The 20,609-nt window shown below is 48.4% G+C and carries 17 protein-coding genes; 10 read left to right on the top strand and 7 right to left on the bottom strand.

The features are described 5' to 3' along the window. The first annotated feature begins 335 nt into the window (after positions 1-335). The gene (locus SPM24T3_RS14315) at positions 336-1,352 is read left to right on the top strand and encodes a hypothetical protein (RefSeq protein WP_009637492.1); all 1,017 of its coding nucleotides are present in this window, start codon (positions 336-338) and stop codon (positions 1,350-1,352) included. 68 nt (positions 1,353-1,420) lie between these two features. Here SPM24T3_RS14315 and mnmE read toward each other — a convergent pair whose 3' ends face one another. From mnmE to rpmH, 5 genes are all read right to left on the bottom strand, one after another. Beyond that, positions 1,421-2,785, bottom strand: coding sequence for a tRNA uridine-5-carboxymethylaminomethyl(34) synthesis GTPase MnmE (gene mnmE / locus SPM24T3_RS14310; RefSeq protein ID WP_009637491.1), 1,365 nt, complete (start codon positions 2,783-2,785; stop codon positions 1,421-1,423). Between the two features lie 95 nt (positions 2,786-2,880). After that, on the bottom strand, positions 2,881-4,515 hold the full coding sequence (gene yidC / locus SPM24T3_RS14305; protein ID WP_009637490.1) for a membrane protein insertase YidC: 1,635 nt from the start codon (positions 4,513-4,515) through the stop codon (positions 2,881-2,883). Positions 4,516-4,517: 2 nt separating this feature from the next. Next, the gene (yidD, locus tag SPM24T3_RS24735; RefSeq protein WP_009637489.1) at positions 4,518-4,775 is read right to left on the bottom strand and encodes a membrane protein insertion efficiency factor YidD; all 258 of its coding nucleotides are present in this window, start codon (positions 4,773-4,775) and stop codon (positions 4,518-4,520) included. Continuing rightward, entirely contained in the window at positions 4,739-5,098 is a 360-nt protein-coding gene (rnpA, locus tag SPM24T3_RS24730) for a ribonuclease P protein component (protein ID WP_009637488.1), read from the bottom strand. Before rnpA ends, yidD begins: the two co-directional genes overlap by 37 nt. 18 nt (positions 5,099-5,116) lie before the next feature. Next, entirely contained in the window at positions 5,117-5,257 is a 141-nt protein-coding gene (gene rpmH, locus SPM24T3_RS14295; protein WP_009637487.1) for a 50S ribosomal protein L34, read from the bottom strand. A gap of 763 nt (positions 5,258-6,020) precedes the next feature. Here rpmH and dnaA point away from each other — a divergent pair. From dnaA to SPM24T3_RS14250, 7 genes are all read left to right on the top strand, one after another. Then, the gene (dnaA, locus tag SPM24T3_RS14285; protein ID WP_009637485.1) at positions 6,021-7,415 is read left to right on the top strand and encodes a chromosomal replication initiator protein DnaA; all 1,395 of its coding nucleotides are present in this window, start codon (positions 6,021-6,023) and stop codon (positions 7,413-7,415) included. A 4-nt stretch (positions 7,416-7,419) separates the two neighbouring features. Continuing rightward, a complete protein-coding gene (dnaN, locus tag SPM24T3_RS14280; protein ID WP_009637484.1) occupies positions 7,420-8,520 on the top strand; it encodes a DNA polymerase III subunit beta in 1,101 nt (366 codons plus the stop codon). Between the two features lie 170 nt (positions 8,521-8,690). Beyond that, the gene (gene recF, locus SPM24T3_RS14275) at positions 8,691-9,779 is read left to right on the top strand and encodes a DNA replication/repair protein RecF (RefSeq protein WP_009637483.1); all 1,089 of its coding nucleotides are present in this window, start codon (positions 8,691-8,693) and stop codon (positions 9,777-9,779) included. A gap of 19 nt (positions 9,780-9,798) precedes the next feature. Continuing rightward, positions 9,799-12,213: a DNA topoisomerase (ATP-hydrolyzing) subunit B gene (gene gyrB, locus SPM24T3_RS14270; RefSeq protein WP_009637482.1), complete on the top strand. Its 2,415-nt coding sequence runs from the start codon at positions 9,799-9,801 to the stop codon at positions 12,211-12,213. A 158-nt stretch (positions 12,214-12,371) separates the two neighbouring features. Then, on the top strand, positions 12,372-15,389 hold the full coding sequence (locus SPM24T3_RS14260; protein ID WP_157135313.1) for a hypothetical protein: 3,018 nt from the start codon (positions 12,372-12,374) through the stop codon (positions 15,387-15,389). A gap of 130 nt (positions 15,390-15,519) precedes the next feature. Continuing rightward, on the top strand, positions 15,520-16,335 hold the full coding sequence (yidA, locus tag SPM24T3_RS14255; RefSeq protein ID WP_009637479.1) for a sugar-phosphatase: 816 nt from the start codon (positions 15,520-15,522) through the stop codon (positions 16,333-16,335). 10 nt (positions 16,336-16,345) lie between these two features. Continuing rightward, the gene (locus SPM24T3_RS14250) at positions 16,346-17,623 is read left to right on the top strand and encodes a DUF3748 domain-containing protein (RefSeq protein ID WP_009637478.1); all 1,278 of its coding nucleotides are present in this window, start codon (positions 16,346-16,348) and stop codon (positions 17,621-17,623) included. A gap of 25 nt (positions 17,624-17,648) precedes the next feature. Here SPM24T3_RS14250 and SPM24T3_RS14245 read toward each other — a convergent pair whose 3' ends face one another. After that, on the bottom strand, positions 17,649-17,999 hold the full coding sequence (locus SPM24T3_RS14245; RefSeq protein ID WP_009637477.1) for a YceK/YidQ family lipoprotein: 351 nt from the start codon (positions 17,997-17,999) through the stop codon (positions 17,649-17,651). 336 nt (positions 18,000-18,335) lie between these two features. Here SPM24T3_RS14245 and ibpA point away from each other — a divergent pair, with 336 nt between their 5' ends. Both ibpA and ibpB read left to right on the top strand, forming a co-directional pair. Beyond that, positions 18,336-18,746 carry a small heat shock chaperone IbpA gene (ibpA, locus tag SPM24T3_RS14240; protein ID WP_009637476.1) on the top strand — a complete coding sequence of 137 codons (411 nt, stop codon included), beginning with the start codon at positions 18,336-18,338 and terminating at the stop codon, positions 18,744-18,746. Between the two features lie 49 nt (positions 18,747-18,795). Then, positions 18,796-19,209 carry a small heat shock chaperone IbpB gene (ibpB, locus tag SPM24T3_RS14235; RefSeq protein ID WP_009637475.1) on the top strand — a complete coding sequence of 138 codons (414 nt, stop codon included), beginning with the start codon at positions 18,796-18,798 and terminating at the stop codon, positions 19,207-19,209. On the opposite strand, the gene SPM24T3_RS14230 is transcribed toward ibpB, so the two are convergent. Continuing rightward, a complete protein-coding gene (locus SPM24T3_RS14230) occupies positions 19,206-20,465 on the bottom strand; it encodes a valine--pyruvate transaminase (RefSeq protein ID WP_009637474.1) in 1,260 nt (419 codons plus the stop codon). The two genes, ibpB and SPM24T3_RS14230, sit on opposite strands and share 4 nt — an antisense overlap. Between the last annotated feature and the right edge of the window lie 144 nt (positions 20,466-20,609).

The following is a 20,609-nucleotide window of genomic DNA, read 5'->3' as shown; positions in this document are numbered from 1 at the left end:
TCTTATGAGGAAACTTCTGCCAGAACCTTCAGTTAGGGCCTTCAAAAGACAAAGTAATCAACTTTTTTGCACAGGCTAAGGAATTATGTTGCAGAAGATATCGACAAAAAAGTGAAAAATATAAGTAAGAGAATGGAATTGGAATGCCATGGTAAATATAAAGTGAAAGTAAACTAAAGCTCAATTAAATTAAGATGATTTATTTGGATTGCAAAATAAATATCCAGTTGATGTTGATCATTGAAGCCTTATTCTGTTTCTATTTAATTGTTGATTACCGAATGCTTTAGTGTATTTTTAAGTGGAATTAATTTGACACTTAAAGGGATACGGATATGCCACTAAGCAGCAGCTCTAATATAAATATAAAAAATTACCCAGGTTATACTGAGATCAATACCATCAAGAAAAACTATTCCAATAAAACTAATATAGTTAAATGTGTTGATAGTGTAAAAAATAAAGCATACTTATTACCAGAGAGTAACAGTTCTTTTACAGTTCCATTTATTCCCGTTGATACTTCGATAACGGTATATGAAGCCTGCGAGACTCCAGTAAAACAACCTTTGCCGTCGCCAGCGACAAAAATTTTCGCTGCGGTTAGTGTGATGATGTTGCTTGGTAGCGGGGCGGCCTTTACGATGAATCGCAGCTCTCGCTCTGGTGCTGATGGCGGTGAGGATTTACCGGGGGCACAGTCTTTTGCTTTTAATGGTCCCCCTATTTCAGCTCAGGATACATTCTATCCTATGAATCACAGTTCTCGTTCTGTAGTTGATAAAGTTGAGGATATATCAGCAGCACAACACATTGTTGCCCATCCTAATATTTCTCGGCCAGCGAATCCTTTGTTCGGCACATTTGCGTTAGGCAATAGAGGATTTAACATGGAGGTAGAGGCTAGGCAAAATATCGCATTAGATATGATCAAGCAATTTAATCAAGCTGTTGGTCGGCCGAATGCTCTAAATAAAAGAACGCAATTAAAGAAAATCACAAATGCTATTAATCAAATGATTGAACCTGTTATCAATGATTTTAATGATACCATCAATCAAAATAGTGCATGGTTAAAAACAGAACTCAGCCCTAAGAATAAACAGATTGAAACAAGGGTTAATAGGTTAAAATCAGCCAAAGATGAAGTGATAAAATTGCAGGATGGAATTAATAAGATAGAAAAAGCACCAATACCTTCAGTGAAAGTAAAAGTTAATAAGTTAATAAGTTTGTTCGAAAACTTCACCAAGAAAAATAGCAACGAGAGCGCAGAAACCCCGCAAAATCTCGTTAGCCTGAGTAAATCGCTGGGGGCGGTGATCAATAGCCTGCAAATACTTATCGGCTAAAAACGTTAAGCACTTACTTTTAACCTCATATATCCATTGTGAGTAAGTGCTTACATTCACTGGGGGTCTTATTTTCCGATACAGAAACTGGAGAAGATACGACCCAGCAGATCATCGGAACTAAATTCGCCAGTGATCTCACTCAATGATTGCTGAGACAGTCGCAGTTCTTCAGCCAATAATTCACCGGCCCAGGCACCCAGAAGCTGGTCTTTACCCTGTAACAGGTGCTGTGCAGCCTGCTCCAGCGCCTGCAAATGCCTGCGACGAGCTAAAAATCCGCCTTCCATGTTCTGATTAAAACCCATGCTCTCTTTTAAATGCTCACGCAGCAAGTCAATACCTTCACCCGTGCGTGCAGAAAGGCGAATAAGTGAGTGACCATTCACTTCGGTCTTACCCATTGTCTCACCTGTAACATCGGCTTTATTTCGTACAACGACGATGGGAAGAGAGGTCGGTAAACGTGCCATAAAGTCTGGCCAGATTTCCGCAGGTTCGGTCGCGTCAGTCGTCGTGCCGTCAACCATAAACAGCACAGTATCGGCCTGTTCGATCTCATTCCAGGCACGTTCGATACCAATACGCTCAACTTCGTCGCTTGCATCGCGTAATCCAGCAGTATCGATAATGTGCAATGGCATGCCGTCGATGTGAATATGCTCGCGCAATACGTCGCGAGTGGTTCCGGCAATATCAGTGACGATCGCGGCTTCACGGCCTGCTAACGCGTTGAGAAGACTAGACTTACCCGCATTGGGACGCCCGGCAATCACCACTTTCATCCCTTCACGCAGTAAGCTGCCCTGTCGTGCTTCAGTACGCACGGCATCTAAATCACCGATCACTTGATTGAGCTTGGCTTCGATTTTGCCATCAGAGAGGAAATCAATCTCCTCATCCGGGAAGTCGATGGCAGCCTCGACGTAGATTCGCAGGTTAGTAAGTGCTTCCACCAAGTGATGAATACGGGTAGAAAATGCACCCTGCAGTGAGTTTACGGCAGAGCGTGCAGCCTGCACGGAACTGGCGTCAATCAGGTCGGCAATCGCCTCTGCCTGTGCCAAATCCAGCTTGTCATTCAGGAACGCGCGTTCGGAAAACTCGCCTGGGCGGGCAATACGCACGCCGGGAATAGCCAGAATGCGTTTAATAAGCAGGTCGAGGATAACTGGCCCGCCGTGGCCCTGTAGCTCGAGCACGTCTTCTCCTGTGAAGGAGTTAGGGCCTGGGAACCACAGTGCGATCCCTTGATCCAGGGTGCTGCCATCGGCATCACGGAACGGCAGATAGTCGGCGTAACGCGGCTTGGGCAGCTTGCCCAATATCTCCTGCGCAATCAGGCTGGCCGAATGACCAGAAATGCGCACAATACCGACGCCACCGCGGCCTGGCGGCGTAGCTTGAGCAACGATAGTGTCTGACGTATTCATAAAATTCTCGGTGTTTAAACTAAAAAAGAAGGCGGTCTAATTGACCGCCTTCCTGTGTGCTTGTTCCTATTATACAGCTACAGCGTCGTTAACTTTTACGCTTTCTTCTTGTCGCGGCTGTGCAAGCCACGTTTTTCCAGACCGCGATAAATCAGCTGCTGCTGGAGGATGGTTACCAGGTTACTGACGATGTAGTAGCACACCAGGCCAGACGGGAACCACAGGAAGAACACGGTGAAGATAACCGGCATAAAGGTCATGATCTTCTGCTGCATCGGGTCAGTGACGGTAGTCGGCGACATCTTCTGGATGAAGAACATCGTGATACCCATCATCACTGGCAGGATGAAGTACGGGTCTTGCGCTGACAGGTCATGGATCCACAGGATAAACGGCGCGTGGCGCAGTTCAATGGAACCAGACAGCATGTAATACAGTGCCAGGAAGATTGGCATCTGAATAACCAGCGGCAGACAGCCACCCAGCGGGTTAACTTTTTCCGACTTGTACAGCGCCATCATCTCTTGGCTCTGACGCTGTTTGTCATCGCCAATACGCTCACGCATTGCGGCCAGCTTCGGCTGCAGCATACGCATTTTCGCCATCGACGTATATTGCGCACGGGTCAGTGGGTACATGATACCGCGCACGATAAAGGTGATGATGATAATGGAGAAGCCCCAGTTACCGATGAAGCTATGGATAAATTTCAACAGCTTGAACAGCGGCTGAGAAATAAACCACAACCATCCGTAGTCAACAGTCAGGTCAAGGTGTGGCGCGATAGCGGCCATTTTGTCCTGAATTTCAGGGCCAACCCACAGGGTAGAACCCACCTGCTGCTGAGCGCCTGGTTGAACAACAAACGGTGCGCCCTTAAAGCCGATAGACGAGATACCGTCGTTGGTCGCGGTGTAGAAAGTATTGGTATCTTTCGCAGAAGGGATCCACGCCGTTGCAAAGTACTGCTGCAACATTGCAACCCAACCGCCCTGCGTAGTGACGTTCAGATTTTCGCTCTTGTCGAACGCGTATTTCTGATACTTGTCATCGCTGGAAGAGTAAGCCGCACCGCGATAGGTATGCAGAGCAAAGCTGTGGTTACCCGTATCGCGATCTTTTGGCAGTTCTGAAGTTTGTTTCAGCTGACCGAACAGGGTCAGATCCAACGGAGCTTTGGTGGTGTTGTTAACGTTATAGTCAACGTTCACCGCGTAAGAGCCGCGTTTGATAACGAAAGTTTTGGTATAAACTGCGCCGTTCTGAGCCGTGTAGGTCATCGGGATACGCAGTTCAGTCTGGCCTTCACCTAAAGTAAAGGTGTCCTGGCTAGTGGTGTAAAGAGGACGCTCACCGTTAGCAGGGTTGTCTGGGCCATTTTTGCCTGTCAGACCGCTTTGAGCCTGATAAACGAAATTAGGAGAAGTTTCCAGCAGCTGGAATGGAGCCGTAGATTTCAGCGCTACCGGATATTGGGTCAACAGCGCTTTCTCGATATCGCCACCACGGGTATTGATGGTTAAAGAGAGAACGTCAGTGTTAACAGTGATCAGTTTGCCCTGTCCGCTTCCAGGAACAGCCTGGTTGGCAGCATCACCGGTGGCTGTGTTCGCAGTCTGTTGCGTGGTCTGATTGGCTGGTTGCGGAGCGTGGTCCGTTTGCCAGGCCTGCCAGATCATGAAAGACACGAACAGCAGAGCGATGAGGAAAAGATTGCGTTGCGAATCCATCGTTAGTGTTCTCTGTTATTGTCGGTTTTCGGCGGTACGGGGTCATCACCACCTGGGTTTAAAGGATGGCATTTTAATACGCGCTTCAGCGTCAACCAACTACCTTTTACCATGCCAAAACGACCAATTGCCTCAATACCGTATTGAGAGCAGGTTGGTCGAAAACGACAATGAGGCCCCAACATTGGGCTGATAACCAGTTGATACCCGCGTATCAAGGTTATCAGGATGCGGGAGCCTGTCGGCAATGTCGACGCCATAATTTCTCCAACGCTTCCGTTAACGCACGGTTATCGAGATCGGCAACCCCCTTCTTCACCAGTACGACAAAATCCATTGACGGCAGCGCATGCTGATTTAACCGGAAACTTTCGCGGGTTAGGCGTTTAATCCGATTACGTTCATGAGCGCGTTTGACATGTTTTTTTGCGACTGTGAGACCGATGCGGGGATGCCCCAGCTCGTTCAGGCGGCCAAGGATGGTGATTTGAGGCGTGCCGGCCCGTTGTGGCTGCTGGAAGACGAAAGTGAAATGACGGGGAGTTAACAAACGTAACTCCCTGGGAAAAGCTAGCTTAACCACTAAACAGGTTAGCTTTTATTACTTAGAAGCAGACAGACGGGTACGGCCTTTCGCGCGACGGCGAGCCAGAACCTGACGACCATTCTTGGTGGCCATACGAGCACGGAAACCGTGGCTACGGTTGCGCTTCAGTACGGACGGTTGGAAAGTGCGTTTCATGGCGATTTCTACCTAAACTTAAAATTAAAACTGATCAGTAAACGCGTGGGCTTTCGGTGCCGAAGCAGCCGATGCCTTTGTCGCAACATATAAAGAAGCGGGATTGTAATAATTGTACAGTCCTGAGTCAATTTACATTGCTAGAAAGCGTGCCTAAATGTTTACCAAATATTCCCGTGCCCACCGATGACCATCAGGAGCACAGGTATCACACGTAGGGCTGAGGATTATACGGACTCTTGCCCAAATCGCAAGGATCGCCGCTTGATCCTTGAACATTCTTATTGTGATCCCGGTTGAAAAGCTGTGAATGGCCTGAGGAGAAAACTTATTTTTAGGTGCAAAGCGGCTGACACCCGCCTACTATTCATAGGTTCAATCGCGGGTTCAGCGAATCTTACCCACTCATTGGACATCGCCTGTGGATAAAATGGATCTATTCTGTGAGGAAGGGGAGGATCTCTGCCGCGGTTTGCGTTATGATCCGCCATTCCGATCGCGATCCGTCCCGGACGCCTGATCGGCCTGTAGATTTTTTAAACGAAACTTATAGCCGACAAAAAACCGTATAAATCGGTTCACACGTCGCTTTTGGTCGCTGACAGGGTGACCTGAAGACATCTCCTCAATATTTATAGTAGCCACTACGGTTAAATCCCGTGGCATCGCTGTAAATGTCAGAGCGAGGCGTGTGTCTAAAATCATGATTTAAAAAATATCCTGATCCTTTTTCTTTTTTGGTCTTGTTCGAGTGGAGTCCGCCGTGTCACTTTCGCTTTGGCAGCAGTGTCTTGCCAGATTGCAGGATGAGTTACCTGCCACAGAATTCAGTATGTGGATACGCCCTTTGCAGGCGGAATTGAGTGACAACACTTTGGCGCTGTATGCTCCAAACCGTTTTGTCCTCGATTGGGTGCGCGACAAATACTTAAACAACATTAACGGTCTGTTGAATGATTTTTGTGGCACGGATGCGCCTTTATTACGTTTTGAAGTTGGCAGCAAGCCAATGGTTCAACGTGTTAACGAAACCGTTGCTGCCGCCGTGAGTTCTCCGGTCGCGGCTCGTACAATCCCGCGTGCTGCACCTTCACGACCAAGCTGGGACAGTTCTCCTGCTCAGCCGGAGCTTTCATATCGCTCAAACGTAAACCCTAAACATACTTTCGACAACTTTGTAGAAGGTAAGTCGAACCAGTTAGCGCGTGCAGCAGCTCGTCAGGTGGCAGACAATCCTGGTGGCGCGTACAACCCACTGTTTTTATACGGTGGTACCGGTCTCGGTAAAACGCACCTTTTACACGCCGTCGGCAATGGTATTATGGCCCGTAAAGCCAATGCCAAAGTGGTTTATATGCATTCCGAGCGTTTCGTGCAGGATATGGTGAAAGCCCTGCAAAATAACGCTATTGAAGAGTTCAAGCGTTACTATCGCTCGGTCGATGCACTGCTTATCGATGACATCCAATTCTTTGCCAACAAAGAACGCTCGCAGGAAGAATTCTTCCACACCTTTAACGCCCTGCTGGAAGGCAATCAGCAGATCATTCTGACCTCTGACCGCTATCCGAAAGAGATTAACGGTGTTGAAGATCGTCTGAAGTCGCGATTTGGCTGGGGATTAACGGTTGCTATTGAACCGCCAGAGCTGGAAACCCGCGTGGCTATCCTGATGAAAAAGGCCGACGAGAACGATATTCGTCTACCTGGTGAAGTCGCGTTCTTTATTGCCAAGCGTCTGCGTTCCAATGTGCGTGAGTTAGAAGGCGCATTGAACCGCGTTATTGCTAATGCCAACTTTACTGGTCGCGCCATTACTATCGACTTCGTCCGCGAAGCGTTGCGGGACCTGCTTGCCTTGCAAGAAAAACTGGTCACCATTGATAATATTCAGAAAACAGTGGCCGAGTATTATAAGATTAAGGTCGCAGACCTGCTCTCCAAGCGGCGATCCCGTTCGGTTGCCCGTCCTCGTCAGATGGCGATGGCGCTGGCTAAAGAGCTTACCAACCACAGCCTGCCAGAAATCGGCGATGCGTTCGGTGGTCGTGACCATACTACGGTGTTGCATGCCTGCCGCAAGATCGAGCAGCTGCGTGAAGAAAGCCATGACATCAAAGAAGATTTCTCTAACTTAATCAGGACACTATCCTCCTAGCGCTATGAAATTTATTGTTGAACGTGAGCATTTGCTGAAACCACTGCAACAGGTCAGTAGCCCACTGGGTGGACGACCAACACTGCCAATTCTAGGTAACCTGTTGTTGCAGGTCACAGAGGGCGCGTTGTTGCTGACTGGGACAGATCTTGAAATGGAGATGGTCGCAAAAGTGGCCCTGTCTCAACCTCATGACGTGGGTGCAACGACTGTGCCTGCGCGTAAATTCTTTGATATCTGCCGCGGTTTGCCGGAAGGCGCAGAGATTACTGTGGTACTGGAAAGCGACCGTATGCTGGTTCGTTCAGGCCGCAGTCGCTTCTCGCTTTCTACATTACCCGCGACCGATTTCCCCAATCTCGACGATTGGCAAAGCGAGGTAGAATTTACCTTGCCGCAGGCCACGTTGAAACGCCTGATTGAAGCCACGCAGTTTTCCATGGCACATCAGGATGTTCGCTACTACCTCAACGGTATGTTGTTCGAAACAGAAGGTGAAGAGCTGCGTACCGTCGCTACTGACGGACACCGCCTGGCAGTATGTTCAATGCCGATTGGTCAGACTTTGCCATCGCATTCGGTGATCGTCCCGCGTAAAGGCGTGATGGAACTGGTGCGTTTGCTCGACGGTGGCGATACCCCGTTGCAGCTACAAATCGGAAGCAACAACATCCGTGCTCACGTCGGTGATTTTATTTTCACCTCGAAGCTGGTTGATGGCCGATTCCCTGATTATCGCCGCGTTTTACCGAAAAATCCCGACAAAACGCTGCAAGCTGGTTGTGATTTGCTCAAGCAGGCTTTTGCCCGCGCGGCGATCCTCTCCAATGAGAAATTCCGCGGTGTGCGCCTCTATGTCAGCCAGAATCAGCTGAAAATCACGGCTAATAACCCGGAGCAGGAAGAAGCCGAAGAAATTCTTGATGTCGCCTACGATGGCACAGAAATGGAAATTGGTTTCAACGTCAGCTATGTCCTCGACGTGCTTAATGCACTGAAATGTGACGAAGTTCGTCTGTTGCTTACCGACTCGGTATCCAGCGTGCAAATCGAAGACGGGGCAAGTCAGGCTGCCGCCTACGTCGTCATGCCAATGAGACTTTAAAAAGGGCTACCTTACTTGCCATTATGAACCCGGGCAGTGCTCGTGCTGCTAACGTACTTATTGTACGTTCCGGGCCCTGCACGCTGGCCGTCTCCAAACTGGCTGCGACGCTTGCGCCCTTGCCTGGTAGGTTATGTCTTGCCCTTGTTTGTTGGAAAAAATAAAGCTTTATGGCTCTGACGCGATTACTGATTAAAGATTTCCGCAACATCGAGGCGGCGGATTTAACGCCGTCGCCCGGATTCAATTTTCTGGTCGGTCCCAACGGTAGCGGTAAAACTAGCGTGCTCGAAGCGGTATATACCCTCGGGCATGGCCGCGCTTTTCGCAGTTTGCAGGCGGGCAGGGTTATCCGTCACGATCAGCCGGAGTTTGTGCTGCATGGCCGTATCGATGAAGGCGGTGAGCGCGAATTAAGTGTTGGATTAAGCAAAACGCGGACCGGCGACAGTAAAGTCAGAATCGACGGAACCGACGGCCATAAAGTGTCGGAACTGGCGCAGATGCTGCCGATGCAGCTGATTACCCCCGAAGGTTTCACATTACTAAACGGTGGCCCAAAATACCGCCGTGCATTTTTAGACTGGGGCTGTTTTCACCACGACCCTGGTTTTTTCATCGCCTGGAGCAATCTGCGTCGATTGCTCAAGCAGCGCAACGCCGCGCTGCGTCAGGTGAGTCGCTATGCGCAAATTCGTGCCTGGGATCAAGAACTGATCCCGCTGGCCGAGCGCATCAGCGAATGGCGGGCAGAATACAGCCAGGCAATTGCTGCTGATATCAGCGCGACCTGTGCGCAATTTTTGCCCGAGTTTGCCCTGACATTCTCATTCCAGCGCGGCTGGGACAAAGAAAGTGACTACGGCGAACTGCTGGAGCGCCAGTTCGAGCGCGACAGAGCCTTAACTTACACAGCATCGGGTCCGCATAAAGCAGATTTTCGCATCCGTGCCGACGGCACGCCGGTGGAAGATATGCTTTCGCGTGGGCAGTTAAAACTGTTGATGTGTGCGCTCCGATTAGCGCAGGGTGAGTTTCTTACCCGACAGAGCGGGCGGCGTTGCCTGTATCTTCTTGACGATTTTGCCTCCGAGCTGGATACCGGTAAACGCCGGTTACTGGCCGATCGCCTTATAGCAACCCAGGCCCAGGTTTTTGTCAGTGCGGTCAGCGCTGAACAAGTAACCGATATGGTGGGTGAAAAGGGCAAGATGTTCCGCGTGGAACAAGGTAAAATAGCCGTTCTATCACAGGACTAAAAATGAGCGAGAAACGTTGATGTCGAATTCTTATGACTCCTCAAGTATCAAGGTATTAAAAGGGCTGGACGCGGTGCGTAAGCGCCCCGGCATGTATATCGGCGATACCGATGACGGCACTGGTCTGCACCACATGGTATTCGAGGTTGTGGACAACGCTATCGACGAAGCCCTCGCTGGCCACTGTAAAGAGATTCTGGTTACTATTCATGCGGATAACTCAGTATCCGTGCAGGATGACGGACGTGGTATCCCCACCGGCATCCATGAAGAAGAAGGCATTTCTGCCGCAGAAGTGATCATGACCGTTCTTCACGCTGGCGGAAAGTTTGATGATAACTCATACAAAGTATCCGGCGGCCTGCACGGCGTAGGCGTGTCAGTGGTTAACGCCCTGTCCGAAAAGCTGGAGTTGGTTATCCGTCGTGAAGGTAAAGTTCACGAACAAACTTACGTCCACGGTGAGCCTCAGAATCCACTGAAAGTGGTTGGTGAGACAGAGCAGACCGGTACTACCGTGCGCTTCTGGCCAAGCTTCCAGACTTTTACCAACAACACTGAATTCGAGTACGACATTCTGGCCAAGCGCCTGCGTGAACTGTCGTTCCTGAACTCGGGTGTGGCGATCCGCTTGCACGACAAGCGCGATGATAAAAACGACCATTTCCACTACGAAGGCGGTATCAAGGCTTTCGTGGAATACCTGAACAAGAACAAAAACCCGATCCATCCAAACGTGTTCTATTTCTCTACCGTGAAAGACGACATCGGTGTTGAAGTTGCGCTGCAATGGAACGACGGTTTCCAGGAAAACATTTACTGCTTTACCAACAACATTCCACAGCGCGACGGTGGTACTCACCTGGTCGGTTTCCGCACGGCGATGACCCGTACGTTGAACGCGTATATGGATAAAGAAGGCTACAGCAAGAAATCCAAAATCAGTGCTACCGGTGACGATGCTCGCGAAGGTCTGATTGCTGTGGTTTCTGTTAAAGTTCCAGATCCTAAGTTTTCATCTCAGACTAAAGACAAGCTTGTTTCTTCAGAAGTGAAATCAGCGGTTGAAACTCTGATGAACGAAAAACTGGTTGATTATCTGATGGAAAACCCGGGTGACGCGAAAATCGTCGTTGGAAAAATCATTGATGCAGCCCGTGCTCGTGAAGCCGCGCGTAAAGCACGTGAAATGACACGCCGTAAAGGCGCGCTGGATTTGGCCGGTCTGCCGGGTAAATTGGCTGACTGTCAGGAACGTGATCCGGCTCGCTCTGAACTGTACCTGGTGGAAGGGGACTCGGCGGGCGGCTCGGCCAAGCAAGGCCGTAACCGTAAGAATCAGGCCATTTTGCCGTTGAAGGGTAAAATCCTCAACGTCGAGAAAGCGCGTTTCGATAAAATGCTCTCTTCTCAGGAAGTCGCCACGCTGATTACTGCGCTGGGTTGCGGCATTGGCCGTGATGAATACAACCCGGATAAACTGCGCTATCACAGCATCATCATCATGACCGATGCCGACGTCGATGGTTCACACATCCGTACTCTGCTACTGACCTTCTTCTATCGTCAGATGCCTGAAATTGTTGAGCGTGGTCATATATTTATCGCTCAGCCGCCGCTGTACAAAGTGAAAAAAGGCAAGCAGGAACAGTACATTAAAGATGATGAAGCGATGGATCAGTATCAGATCTCTATCGCAATGGACGGCGCAACTCTGCACGCTAACGCCAGCGCACCAGCTTTAGCCGGTGAGCCGTTGGAGAAGCTGGTGGCCGAACATTACTCAGTACAGAAAATGATTGGTCGCATGGAGCGTCGCTACCCGCGTGCGCTGTTGAACAATCTGGTTTATCAACCGACGTTGGCTGAAACCGATCTTGTCGATCAGGCAAAAGTACAGCAGTGGATGGAAGAACTGGTGATTTTGCTTAACGAAAAAGAAGCGCACGGCAGCAGTTACAGCGCTATCGTTCGTGAAAATCGTGAGCGCCAGATCTTTGAGCCGGTTCTGCGTATCCGTACCCACGGCGTCGATACTGACTATGATCTCGACTTTGATTTCATTCACGGCGGCGAATATCGCAAACTTTGTGCTCTGGGAGTACAACTTCGCGGCCTGATCGAAGAAGATGCTTACATTGAGCGCGGTGAACGTCGCCAGCCGATTGTCAGCTTCGAGCAGGCGTTGGAGTGGTTGGTAAAAGAGTCTCGCCGTGGTCTGTCCGTACAGCGCTATAAAGGTCTGGGTGAAATGAACCCAGAACAGCTTTGGGAAACCACGATGGATCCTGAACAGCGCCGTATGCTGCGCGTGACCATCAAAGATGCTATCGCTGCCGATCAGCTGTTTACCACTCTGATGGGTGATGCGGTTGAACCTCGCCGTGCATTTATTGAAGAAAATGCCTTGAAAGCAGCGAATATCGATATTTAATTATACAGCTCTGCTGATACTCTCTGTAAATCCGAAGCGGGAAACCTCTTCGGATTTTTTTTCGCCGAAATTTCAGATTAATAAAGGAACTTTGGCTGTTTACGATCGACAGGAGTCGGTTGGCGCATTATGTTAAATACATAGGGAAATGTACTGACATGCCAGGAATTAAGAGTGTTCAGCATATACCAACCAGTTATACCAAGAGTGAAATAAAAGGCCGAGATTTTTATACTCAAGCCGGAAAGTCAGAGCGAATTTATCTGGAAGGTAGCAAGAATGTTTCACATCAACCAACGAGCTTAAAAAGCAGGTCTGACAGACAGCCAAAAGGGCTGTTTTTGGCTGCTGCCTTAGGGATTAGTGCGCTGGCTTCGGTTTCCAGGGTAAAGGCGGATTCAAGAAATTCTTCTGTCACAGGGAGACGTTTGGCCGATAATAAATCGCTGAGTGTCGACATTTCGTCAGCATTCTCAATTAAAGCATCACCTTCTGTCATACAGAAACAACACTTTACTAACCCGCGCGACAAAGGAAAACTTTCTCCGCCAAACCCCACGCAGAACATTCGGCAATCTTCTTCGGGTTTTAAAGTGCAGGATTACTCCTCTCATACTGCGAATTACCGAGTTAACAACGTCTGTTCGGACTTAAAAAATCAGAATCAAACCCAAGCTCATCATGAAAAAAACAAGGCAGTTAAGGCCAAAACGATTTATTGCAAAAACGTGGAGCGGGTAAGAACAAAAAAACAGCAGTTGGACAGAGACGTAAAAAATCATAAAAATGAGGGGGATGAGCAGTATTGGCAGCCTCTTTCTAACCTGACGACGCCGTCAGTCACTTACCCCGTCATGCTGAACGTTAAACAGCAGCTAGAAAAGACAAGGCGTTGGATTGGGCCGATACATCAGATTATTAGCTATCTGAAAGATAATCCGCTTGGCGGCTATCTATCACTGGCAAGTAATCGACTGATGGCAGCCAGAATTGCATACAGCATGAGTGAGTATGAGTTATGGAAAGATGAGGATTTATTTTTTAAGGTAAATCAATTGCTTGATAATAATTCCGACAGTTATAATTCTTCACTCGCCACAAAGTTTATTCGCTATGAGTCTTCACTCTATTACATTCAGGCACGCGTAATCGAGTGGGGCCTGGATCCTTCGCATGAAGACTTTGAGCATCAGTTTTTAGCGGCCCACGCCACCCGTCAGCGAATTTTTAATGCTGAGACCATCTTAAAGTTTTATGAGATGCAGTTTCGTCCTTTACAACGAAAAATCCCAGAGCCATTTTTAACCCGCAGTGAGATGGGCGACCTTAAAAAATATTACGCGCAGTTTAACGTTTATCTCAAAGATAGTGCATCTGACGACGCCGCGTCTATCGTTAAGCAAATTACTGCTATGCAGGGTATAAGCTCGCTGGATTTAGAGCGCGGTTATCGCCCATTATTCTCGTTAAGGATCGGGATCTACAAATTTTTTCCAAGAGAGCCCGTAAATTGGAGGACGTTGGTAGGCGGTAAACACATATACTTTTTACGGGGTGATTCAGGGAAAATCTACGCCGCCAGCAGTTGGGACCCGTTATTTATCGCCGCTGATGTTAGTGCGCTAGTATCTGAACACCAAATTGCGTCGATACAGCGTTTGAGGAACGATGAGACTGTTTCAGGTTCTACAATTAATATTCAAGCTTTGAATAATCTGCTGTGGCTTGGAACGGAGAATTCGATCCCGGTCAATCAGTGGGTCATTAAGAAATATAATCAAAATATTAACATAGATAGTAAGGTATCTACTCTTAATGACGCATTTATAAGACTTCAACATGACGCAGTTATCGCCACGGTTGTCGCTTTTAGGGAAGATAACCTGAATAAGACGATAGCGGAGAAAATACTCTCATTCGTTCCTTTTTTCGATGTTATTCAACACTCCGTTAATGATCCGCACTATTCCCCAACCTTTTCAGATTTATTAGGTGACTTAATTGATCTAGGGTTAACGTTAATAATGTTGGGTATCCCGTTGTACAAGCTGGGCAGTGCCGGGATAAAAGTGGCACTTAGTGCTCTGAGAACCGCACGTCTGCAGGGATTGGTAGGGAGCCTGTTACGCCGGGCTATTTTTAATGCTATAAAACCCACCCTCTTAAAAATGACGACATTAACTGCAAAAGAGGTTGCCTGTTTTATTATACCGCCCTTAGATTTGACTCGAATGTTAGCACGGTTGCTGCGTCGTCCAATTAATAAATTAAAAAATTTACAACGTAAAGTGATACTGAAAAAACCACGTTCCAATAAGTTAATGGGACAAAAACGTTGTCGTCGAGCTATTGGTGGAGCCTGCGACACTTTTACTCTTTATTTTGATAAAGAATTCGATGCGTCAAAATGGGAGGAATTTATTACTCAAATTATTCTCAATCCTATTAAATGGAAAGGAACGAAACCTTCAGTATTATACCGTCTCGACTATCTGCGAATATTCAGCTTGTTACCAAACAAATATAAAGAAGCTTTACGGGGGTGGACTTATGTAGAAAATCAGAAACCCTATAGAGACTCCTCTCTGTTAAATTGGGCACAGGGAAAAAGTAACAATAATTTTAAACTTAACCAAGCACTGTTTAGCGGTAAACCCAGTAATGATATGCAGAGAATCGCCGATGATTTAAGTGAAGCGCTAGAGGCCCTGCCTAAAATGGGAAATACGCAGCAGCTTATTCGAGTCGTCGATGCGTCTGAAGCGGCCATGTCAAAGTTTTCACCTGGTGATATTGTCAGCAATTATCCCGCATTTATGTCAGCGTCGCGTTCCGGGAAGCTTGCAAATATAGCGCTGAATCAAGGTTTTATGTTTATCAGAAAATGGAGGGATAAGCCGGGCGCTGCTATAGTGATTTTTAAAATTAATGGCAAAAGTGGCAAACCCTTCGTTAATGGAGTATCGACACAATTCGGTATGGAAGGCGAGTATCTATTTAATCGCAAAAGCTTTTTCCAGATAGATGCTATCACGCCGGTAACCTTTCGCAATCCGACTAGAATTGCTAAGCCTATATTTTTTATAAAGATAACTGAGGTGTCTTACGATGACTCACTCAAAATTAAAAATATTTTCACGGGTGAACAGTTAAATATCAAGCAATCAGAATTCTGAGGGAAAAATTTATTCAGTTTTTTCGAAATTTACAGACAGGCAGCGATTCGCCGTATTCCCATTTTCTGCCTCGCTTTGCACAACGGAAACGCGCTAGCATGAGAAAAATCCCATCAACTTCGAGGACGCTATGGCAATTGAATTGATCGCAATAGATATGGATGGCACGTTGCTTAATCCGCAACATGATGTGACTCCAGCAGTTAAAAAAGCACTGACTGCGGCAATTAAAAAAGGGGTACAGGTGGTTCTCGCAACCGGAAGACCTTTGATCGGCATTAAGCGTTATCTTGAAGAACTGGATTTACAACAGGATGGATTTTATTGCATCTCCAACAATGGCGCACTCGTACACAATGCCAAAGATGGCAGCATCTTCGCTGAAACGACACTAAGTTTTGATGATTTTACCTATTTTGAGGCGATGGCGCGCGAGCTGGGAGTCGGCTTCCACGCGCTGTCTCATAGCGACCTTTACAGCACAAATCCCGATATCAGCCCTTATTCGGTTCATGAATCCTCGGTAACCGGTATTCCATTGCGCTATCGCAGTGTGGAGCAAATCGATCGCTCGATGACCTTTCCGAAAGTCATGATGATAGACGACCCTGAGCGTTTGGATGTTGCAATCAAACAAATTCCGCCAGAGGCCAAAGAACGCTATACCATCATGAAAAGTTCGCCGTATTATCTCGAGATCCTCGATAAAACGGTCAACAAAGGTACAGGCGTTCAAAAACTGGCTGAAAAACTGGGTATTCCCCGCGAAAATGTCATGACTCTTGGCGATCAGGAAAATGATATCGCCATGCTGGAGTATGCGGGGCTTGGGGTTGCGATGGGCAATGCGCTGGACAGCGTCAAAGCCGTGAGCCAGTTTGTGACTAAATCCAATACCGAAGACGGCGTGGCCTACGCGGTTGAAAAGTTTGTGCTGAACGATTAAGGAAAATAACGTGGCGGGTGAGAAGCAGCTGACCTTTGATGCTCGGGGTCATCAACTGACCAATATTAATGTTTGGACAGCGGATAGCCAGTGGATAGCCTACGATGTTCGACCCAAAGGCAGTGAGTTTAGCGGTTCGACCATTGAACGTATCAATATCGCCAGCGGTGAGCTAGAAGTGCTTTATCGTGCAACTCAGGGCGCTCACGTCGGCGTCGTGACGGTTAGCGCCGATGCCCAACCACGTTATGCCTTTATTCACGGGCCAGAAAATCCGGACTCCTCGTGGAAATACGATTTTCATCATCGCCGGGGAGTGATTCTCGAACCTGCCGTCTCACCTGCTGCGGTCACCCTCGATGCGTTTGATATCACCCCGCCTTACACCCCTGGCGCACTGCGCGGCGGATCTCACGTTCACGTGTTTAGTCCGGACGGCAGTCGTCTAAGCTTCACTTACAATGACCACGTCCTTCATGAATCCGATTTAAAAGAGGATTTGCGTAATGTGGGCGTGGCGTTGGCTAATCATCCTGTGGCCGCCTCCAAATCGCATGCGCGGGAATACGACGGCAGTCATTTTTGCGTGCTGGTCAGCCAGACAACTTCCACGCCGCAGGCTGGCAGCGACCAGATAAACCGGGCTTATGAAGAGGGGTGGATTGGTCAGCGGGGTTATATGCAAGCTGATGGTCAGCGTCAACGTTGGGCGCTAGCTTTTATTGGCGATACGCTCTCGACGCAGGGCGAAAAGTTGCCAGAAATCTTTGTGGTTGATCTACCAGAGCAGGATCACGACTATGCTCAGGCGGGAGAATTTCCACTTCAGGGAACTCCTTCCCGATTGCCCGCGCCTCCTGGCTCTGCCGTTCAGCGACGACTCACGTTTACCGAGCATCGAGCTTATCCGGGCGTGGCCCTGCAGCCGCGTCACTGGGTGCGTGCATCACCGGACGGTGCCATTATCGCCTTTCTAATGAAAGACGAGCGCGGCGTGGTGCAGGTGTGGGGAGTCTCGCCATTGGGCGGTGATCCCTGGCAGATAAGCCATGCGGACTCGAGCATTCAATCGGCATTCAGCTGGCACCCTGATGGTGGCAAGCTGGCGTTAATTTGTGATAATTCGGTGATGCTGCTAAATACCGTAAGCGGAGAAATGCAGCCTCTAACCTCTCGCAGTGAGATAGCGCCCAGCGGTGACGCGGTGGTGTTTTCACCGGACGGCCACTGGGTGGCTTTTATGCGCGAAATATCAGGATTTAATCAGATATTTATCACAGCGGCCTGAGTTTTGGCCGCCGCTATCGGGAGCATCAGTTAACATTGATGACAGGGGTGGTAGGTGGAATATGATTGATATCCACGCCGTGGCTCACCGCAAGATTATGATTTTCATCATTTTTTATGCGATCCTGAGTTCCCACCGTGTGACGATTATAATAATCATAAGGTAGCAGCAGGGTATCCATTACCGCGGTAAACGGTAAATCAATGGCCAGCAGCGGGGTCATCGCCCAGCTTGTATCATTACTTCCAATCATTCTTACGTCGGCTTTTGAGCCTGGATAATACCCCTGATAATCGCCAGTATGGCTCATCACGCTGGAACAGCCGCTTGCCATAAAGGCGCATCCTGCCGCGACAGGCAATAACAATTTCTTCATCTTTCAACTCATCTTTTACTGTCGGACTGAGGATGTACGGTAAAACCTATAACCACAGGTTTAGCAAGTGCGTTTGAAATTGTAGTACCAATTTAAGAAATTAAAATTAACTCACCGTGATTAATAGAAACCAATCACATTAAATGTCTGATATTGCCGAGCAATAGCGGAGTGAATAAAAAAATTTTTTTAAAGCAGCTTGAATTCTGAATTTTCATCGCCATTTTTATCATACGACGCCGCAAAAGAATACGCCGTTAGGGTATTTGTGCGTTATCGATCTGTCCAAATGGAAGATCAGTTTTTTCCTCGCCGCAATATTAGGAGGCAGTTTTAATGCGTAACTTCGATCTCTCCCCACTTTATCGTTCCGCAATTGGTTTCGATCGTTTGTTTAATCTCATCGAGTCCGGTCAAAATCAAGGTGGAGGTTATCCTCCCTATAATGTTGAACTGGTAAATGAAAACCATTATCGCATTGCCATTGCGGTTGCGGGCTTTGCAGAGTCTGAATTAGAGATTACTGCCCAGGATAATATGCTGCTGGTAAAAGGTGCACATACTCATCCACCGGCCGAGCGAACCTATTTATATCAGGGGATTGCCGAACGTAATTTCGAACGCAAGTTTCAATTAGCAGAACACATTCAAATTAAATCGGCAAATCTGGCTAACGGTTTACTTTATATTGATTTACAGCGTGTGGTACCAGAAGCGTCAAAACCTCGCCGCATTGAAATTATTTAATTACCTCGGCGCAAGGGTATATACATCTCGCTTCACAGAAGGAGTTAATATGCGAAATCACGATTTGTCTCCACTGCTTCGCCAATGGATTGGATTTGATAAACTTGCCAGTTCATTAGAGGGCAGCGATCCGAGTTATCCTCCCTACAATATCGAGAAATCAGACGATAATCATTATCGCATCTCGCTCGCGTTAGCCGGATTTAAGCAAAGCGAGCTGAATATTGAGGCTGAGGGGCCACGATTAACCGTTAGCGGCACCCCAACGCTGTCAGAAAACAAAGTCGAGTATTTGCATCAGGGTCTGGTCTGCAAAGCCTTTAGCCTGAGCTTTACCCTGGCGTCACACATGCAGGTTGACGCCGCCGAGTTTGTGAATGGCCTGCTGCATATCAGTCTGGTTCGCGACGTGCCGGCGGCTCTTCAACCGCAGCGCATCGCAATAGGGACTCATATCGATTAGGCCGCGCGATGCTCCTGATGCGCACGCTCAATCTCTTCGGCAAGAATTGAAACACCACGCTCGATCTGGCTGGCTTCAGGCACGTAGTTCATGCGCATACACTGCTGTGTATGCGCCCATGGATGCTCTAAGCCCGGGAAGAAGTAGTCGCCCGGGACCATCAACACACCGCGCTGCTTGAGACGCTGGTAAAGCACCTCGGTGGTAATCGGCAAATCCTTGAACCACAACCACAGGAAGATAGCACCCTCAGGTTTGTGGATCAGGCAGCGCTCTTCAGGCAGATAACGACGCAGCGTGGCGATAGTTTCCTGCACGCGCTGATAATAAAATGGCTTGATCACTTCTTCTGACAGTCGCAGCAAATCCCCACGTGCAATCATTTCGCAGGCCATCGCCGGACCAACACTGCCCGGAGACAGGCTGATAATGCCATTCATGTTACTGATAGCCTTGATGATCTTCTCATCGGCAACCACGATGCCGCAACGAGAACCCGGCAGGCCGAGTTTGGACAGGCTCATACACAGGATAATATTGGGATTCCATAACGGCGTTGCATCAGTAAACACAATGCCCGGGAATGGTACGCCGTAAGCGTTATCGATCAGCAGGGGAATATCATGCTGCTGCGCCAGTGCATCAAGGCGGATAAGCTCTTCGTCGGTCAGCACGTTACCGGTAGGATTGGTTGGTCGCGATACGCAAATCAGGCCAATATCTTTGCCGATATGCAGATGATCAAAATCAACGTGATATTTAAACTGGCCTTCTGGTAACAGCTCGATATTCGGTTTGGCCGAGACGAACAGATCTTCATCAACGCCTGCATCCGCGTAGCCCAGATATTCGGGAGCCAAAGGAAACAGTACTTTGCTCAACGAACCGTCGCTGCGACGTCCGGCAAACAGGTTGAACAGATAGAAGAAAGCACTCTGACTGCCGTTGGTCAGTGCGATATTCTCTGCGCTTAGTTCCCAGCCTTGCTCCTCGCTAAGCATTTTTGCCAACGCGTGACGCAAAACGTCTTTACCCTGCGGGCCGTCATAGTTGCACAAGGCTTCGGTGAGTTTACCTTCCGCCAGCATATCGCCGAGCAGTTCCTGGAAATACTCTTGCATCTCAGGAATTTGAGCCGGATTTCCACCGCCAAGCATCACTGCGCCAGGGGTACGCAAACCGTCGTTCATGTCGCCCATCAGGCGGGTAATGCCAGAAAAACGGGTAAATTTTTCGCCGAAAACAGAAAACGTCATAGCTTACTTTGAGTGTTATCAGAATGTGACGCCCACCTTAACGCCTGCGCCGTAGCAGTGCAATCAGAGGAAGTCATTCGGCACGATATTCACAGAGCGGGCAGGAATGGCAGACTAAAGGCGCTAAGCGGTGCCTAGGCTAGA

Origin of the sequence: Serratia sp. M24T3 (assembly GCF_000257645.1) — a bacterium.
In the GTDB taxonomy this organism is placed as follows: Bacteria; Pseudomonadota; Gammaproteobacteria; order Enterobacterales; family Enterobacteriaceae; genus Rouxiella.
The sequence above is the reverse complement of the archived record's forward strand: the minus strand, read 5'-3'. Positions and strand labels throughout refer to the sequence as shown.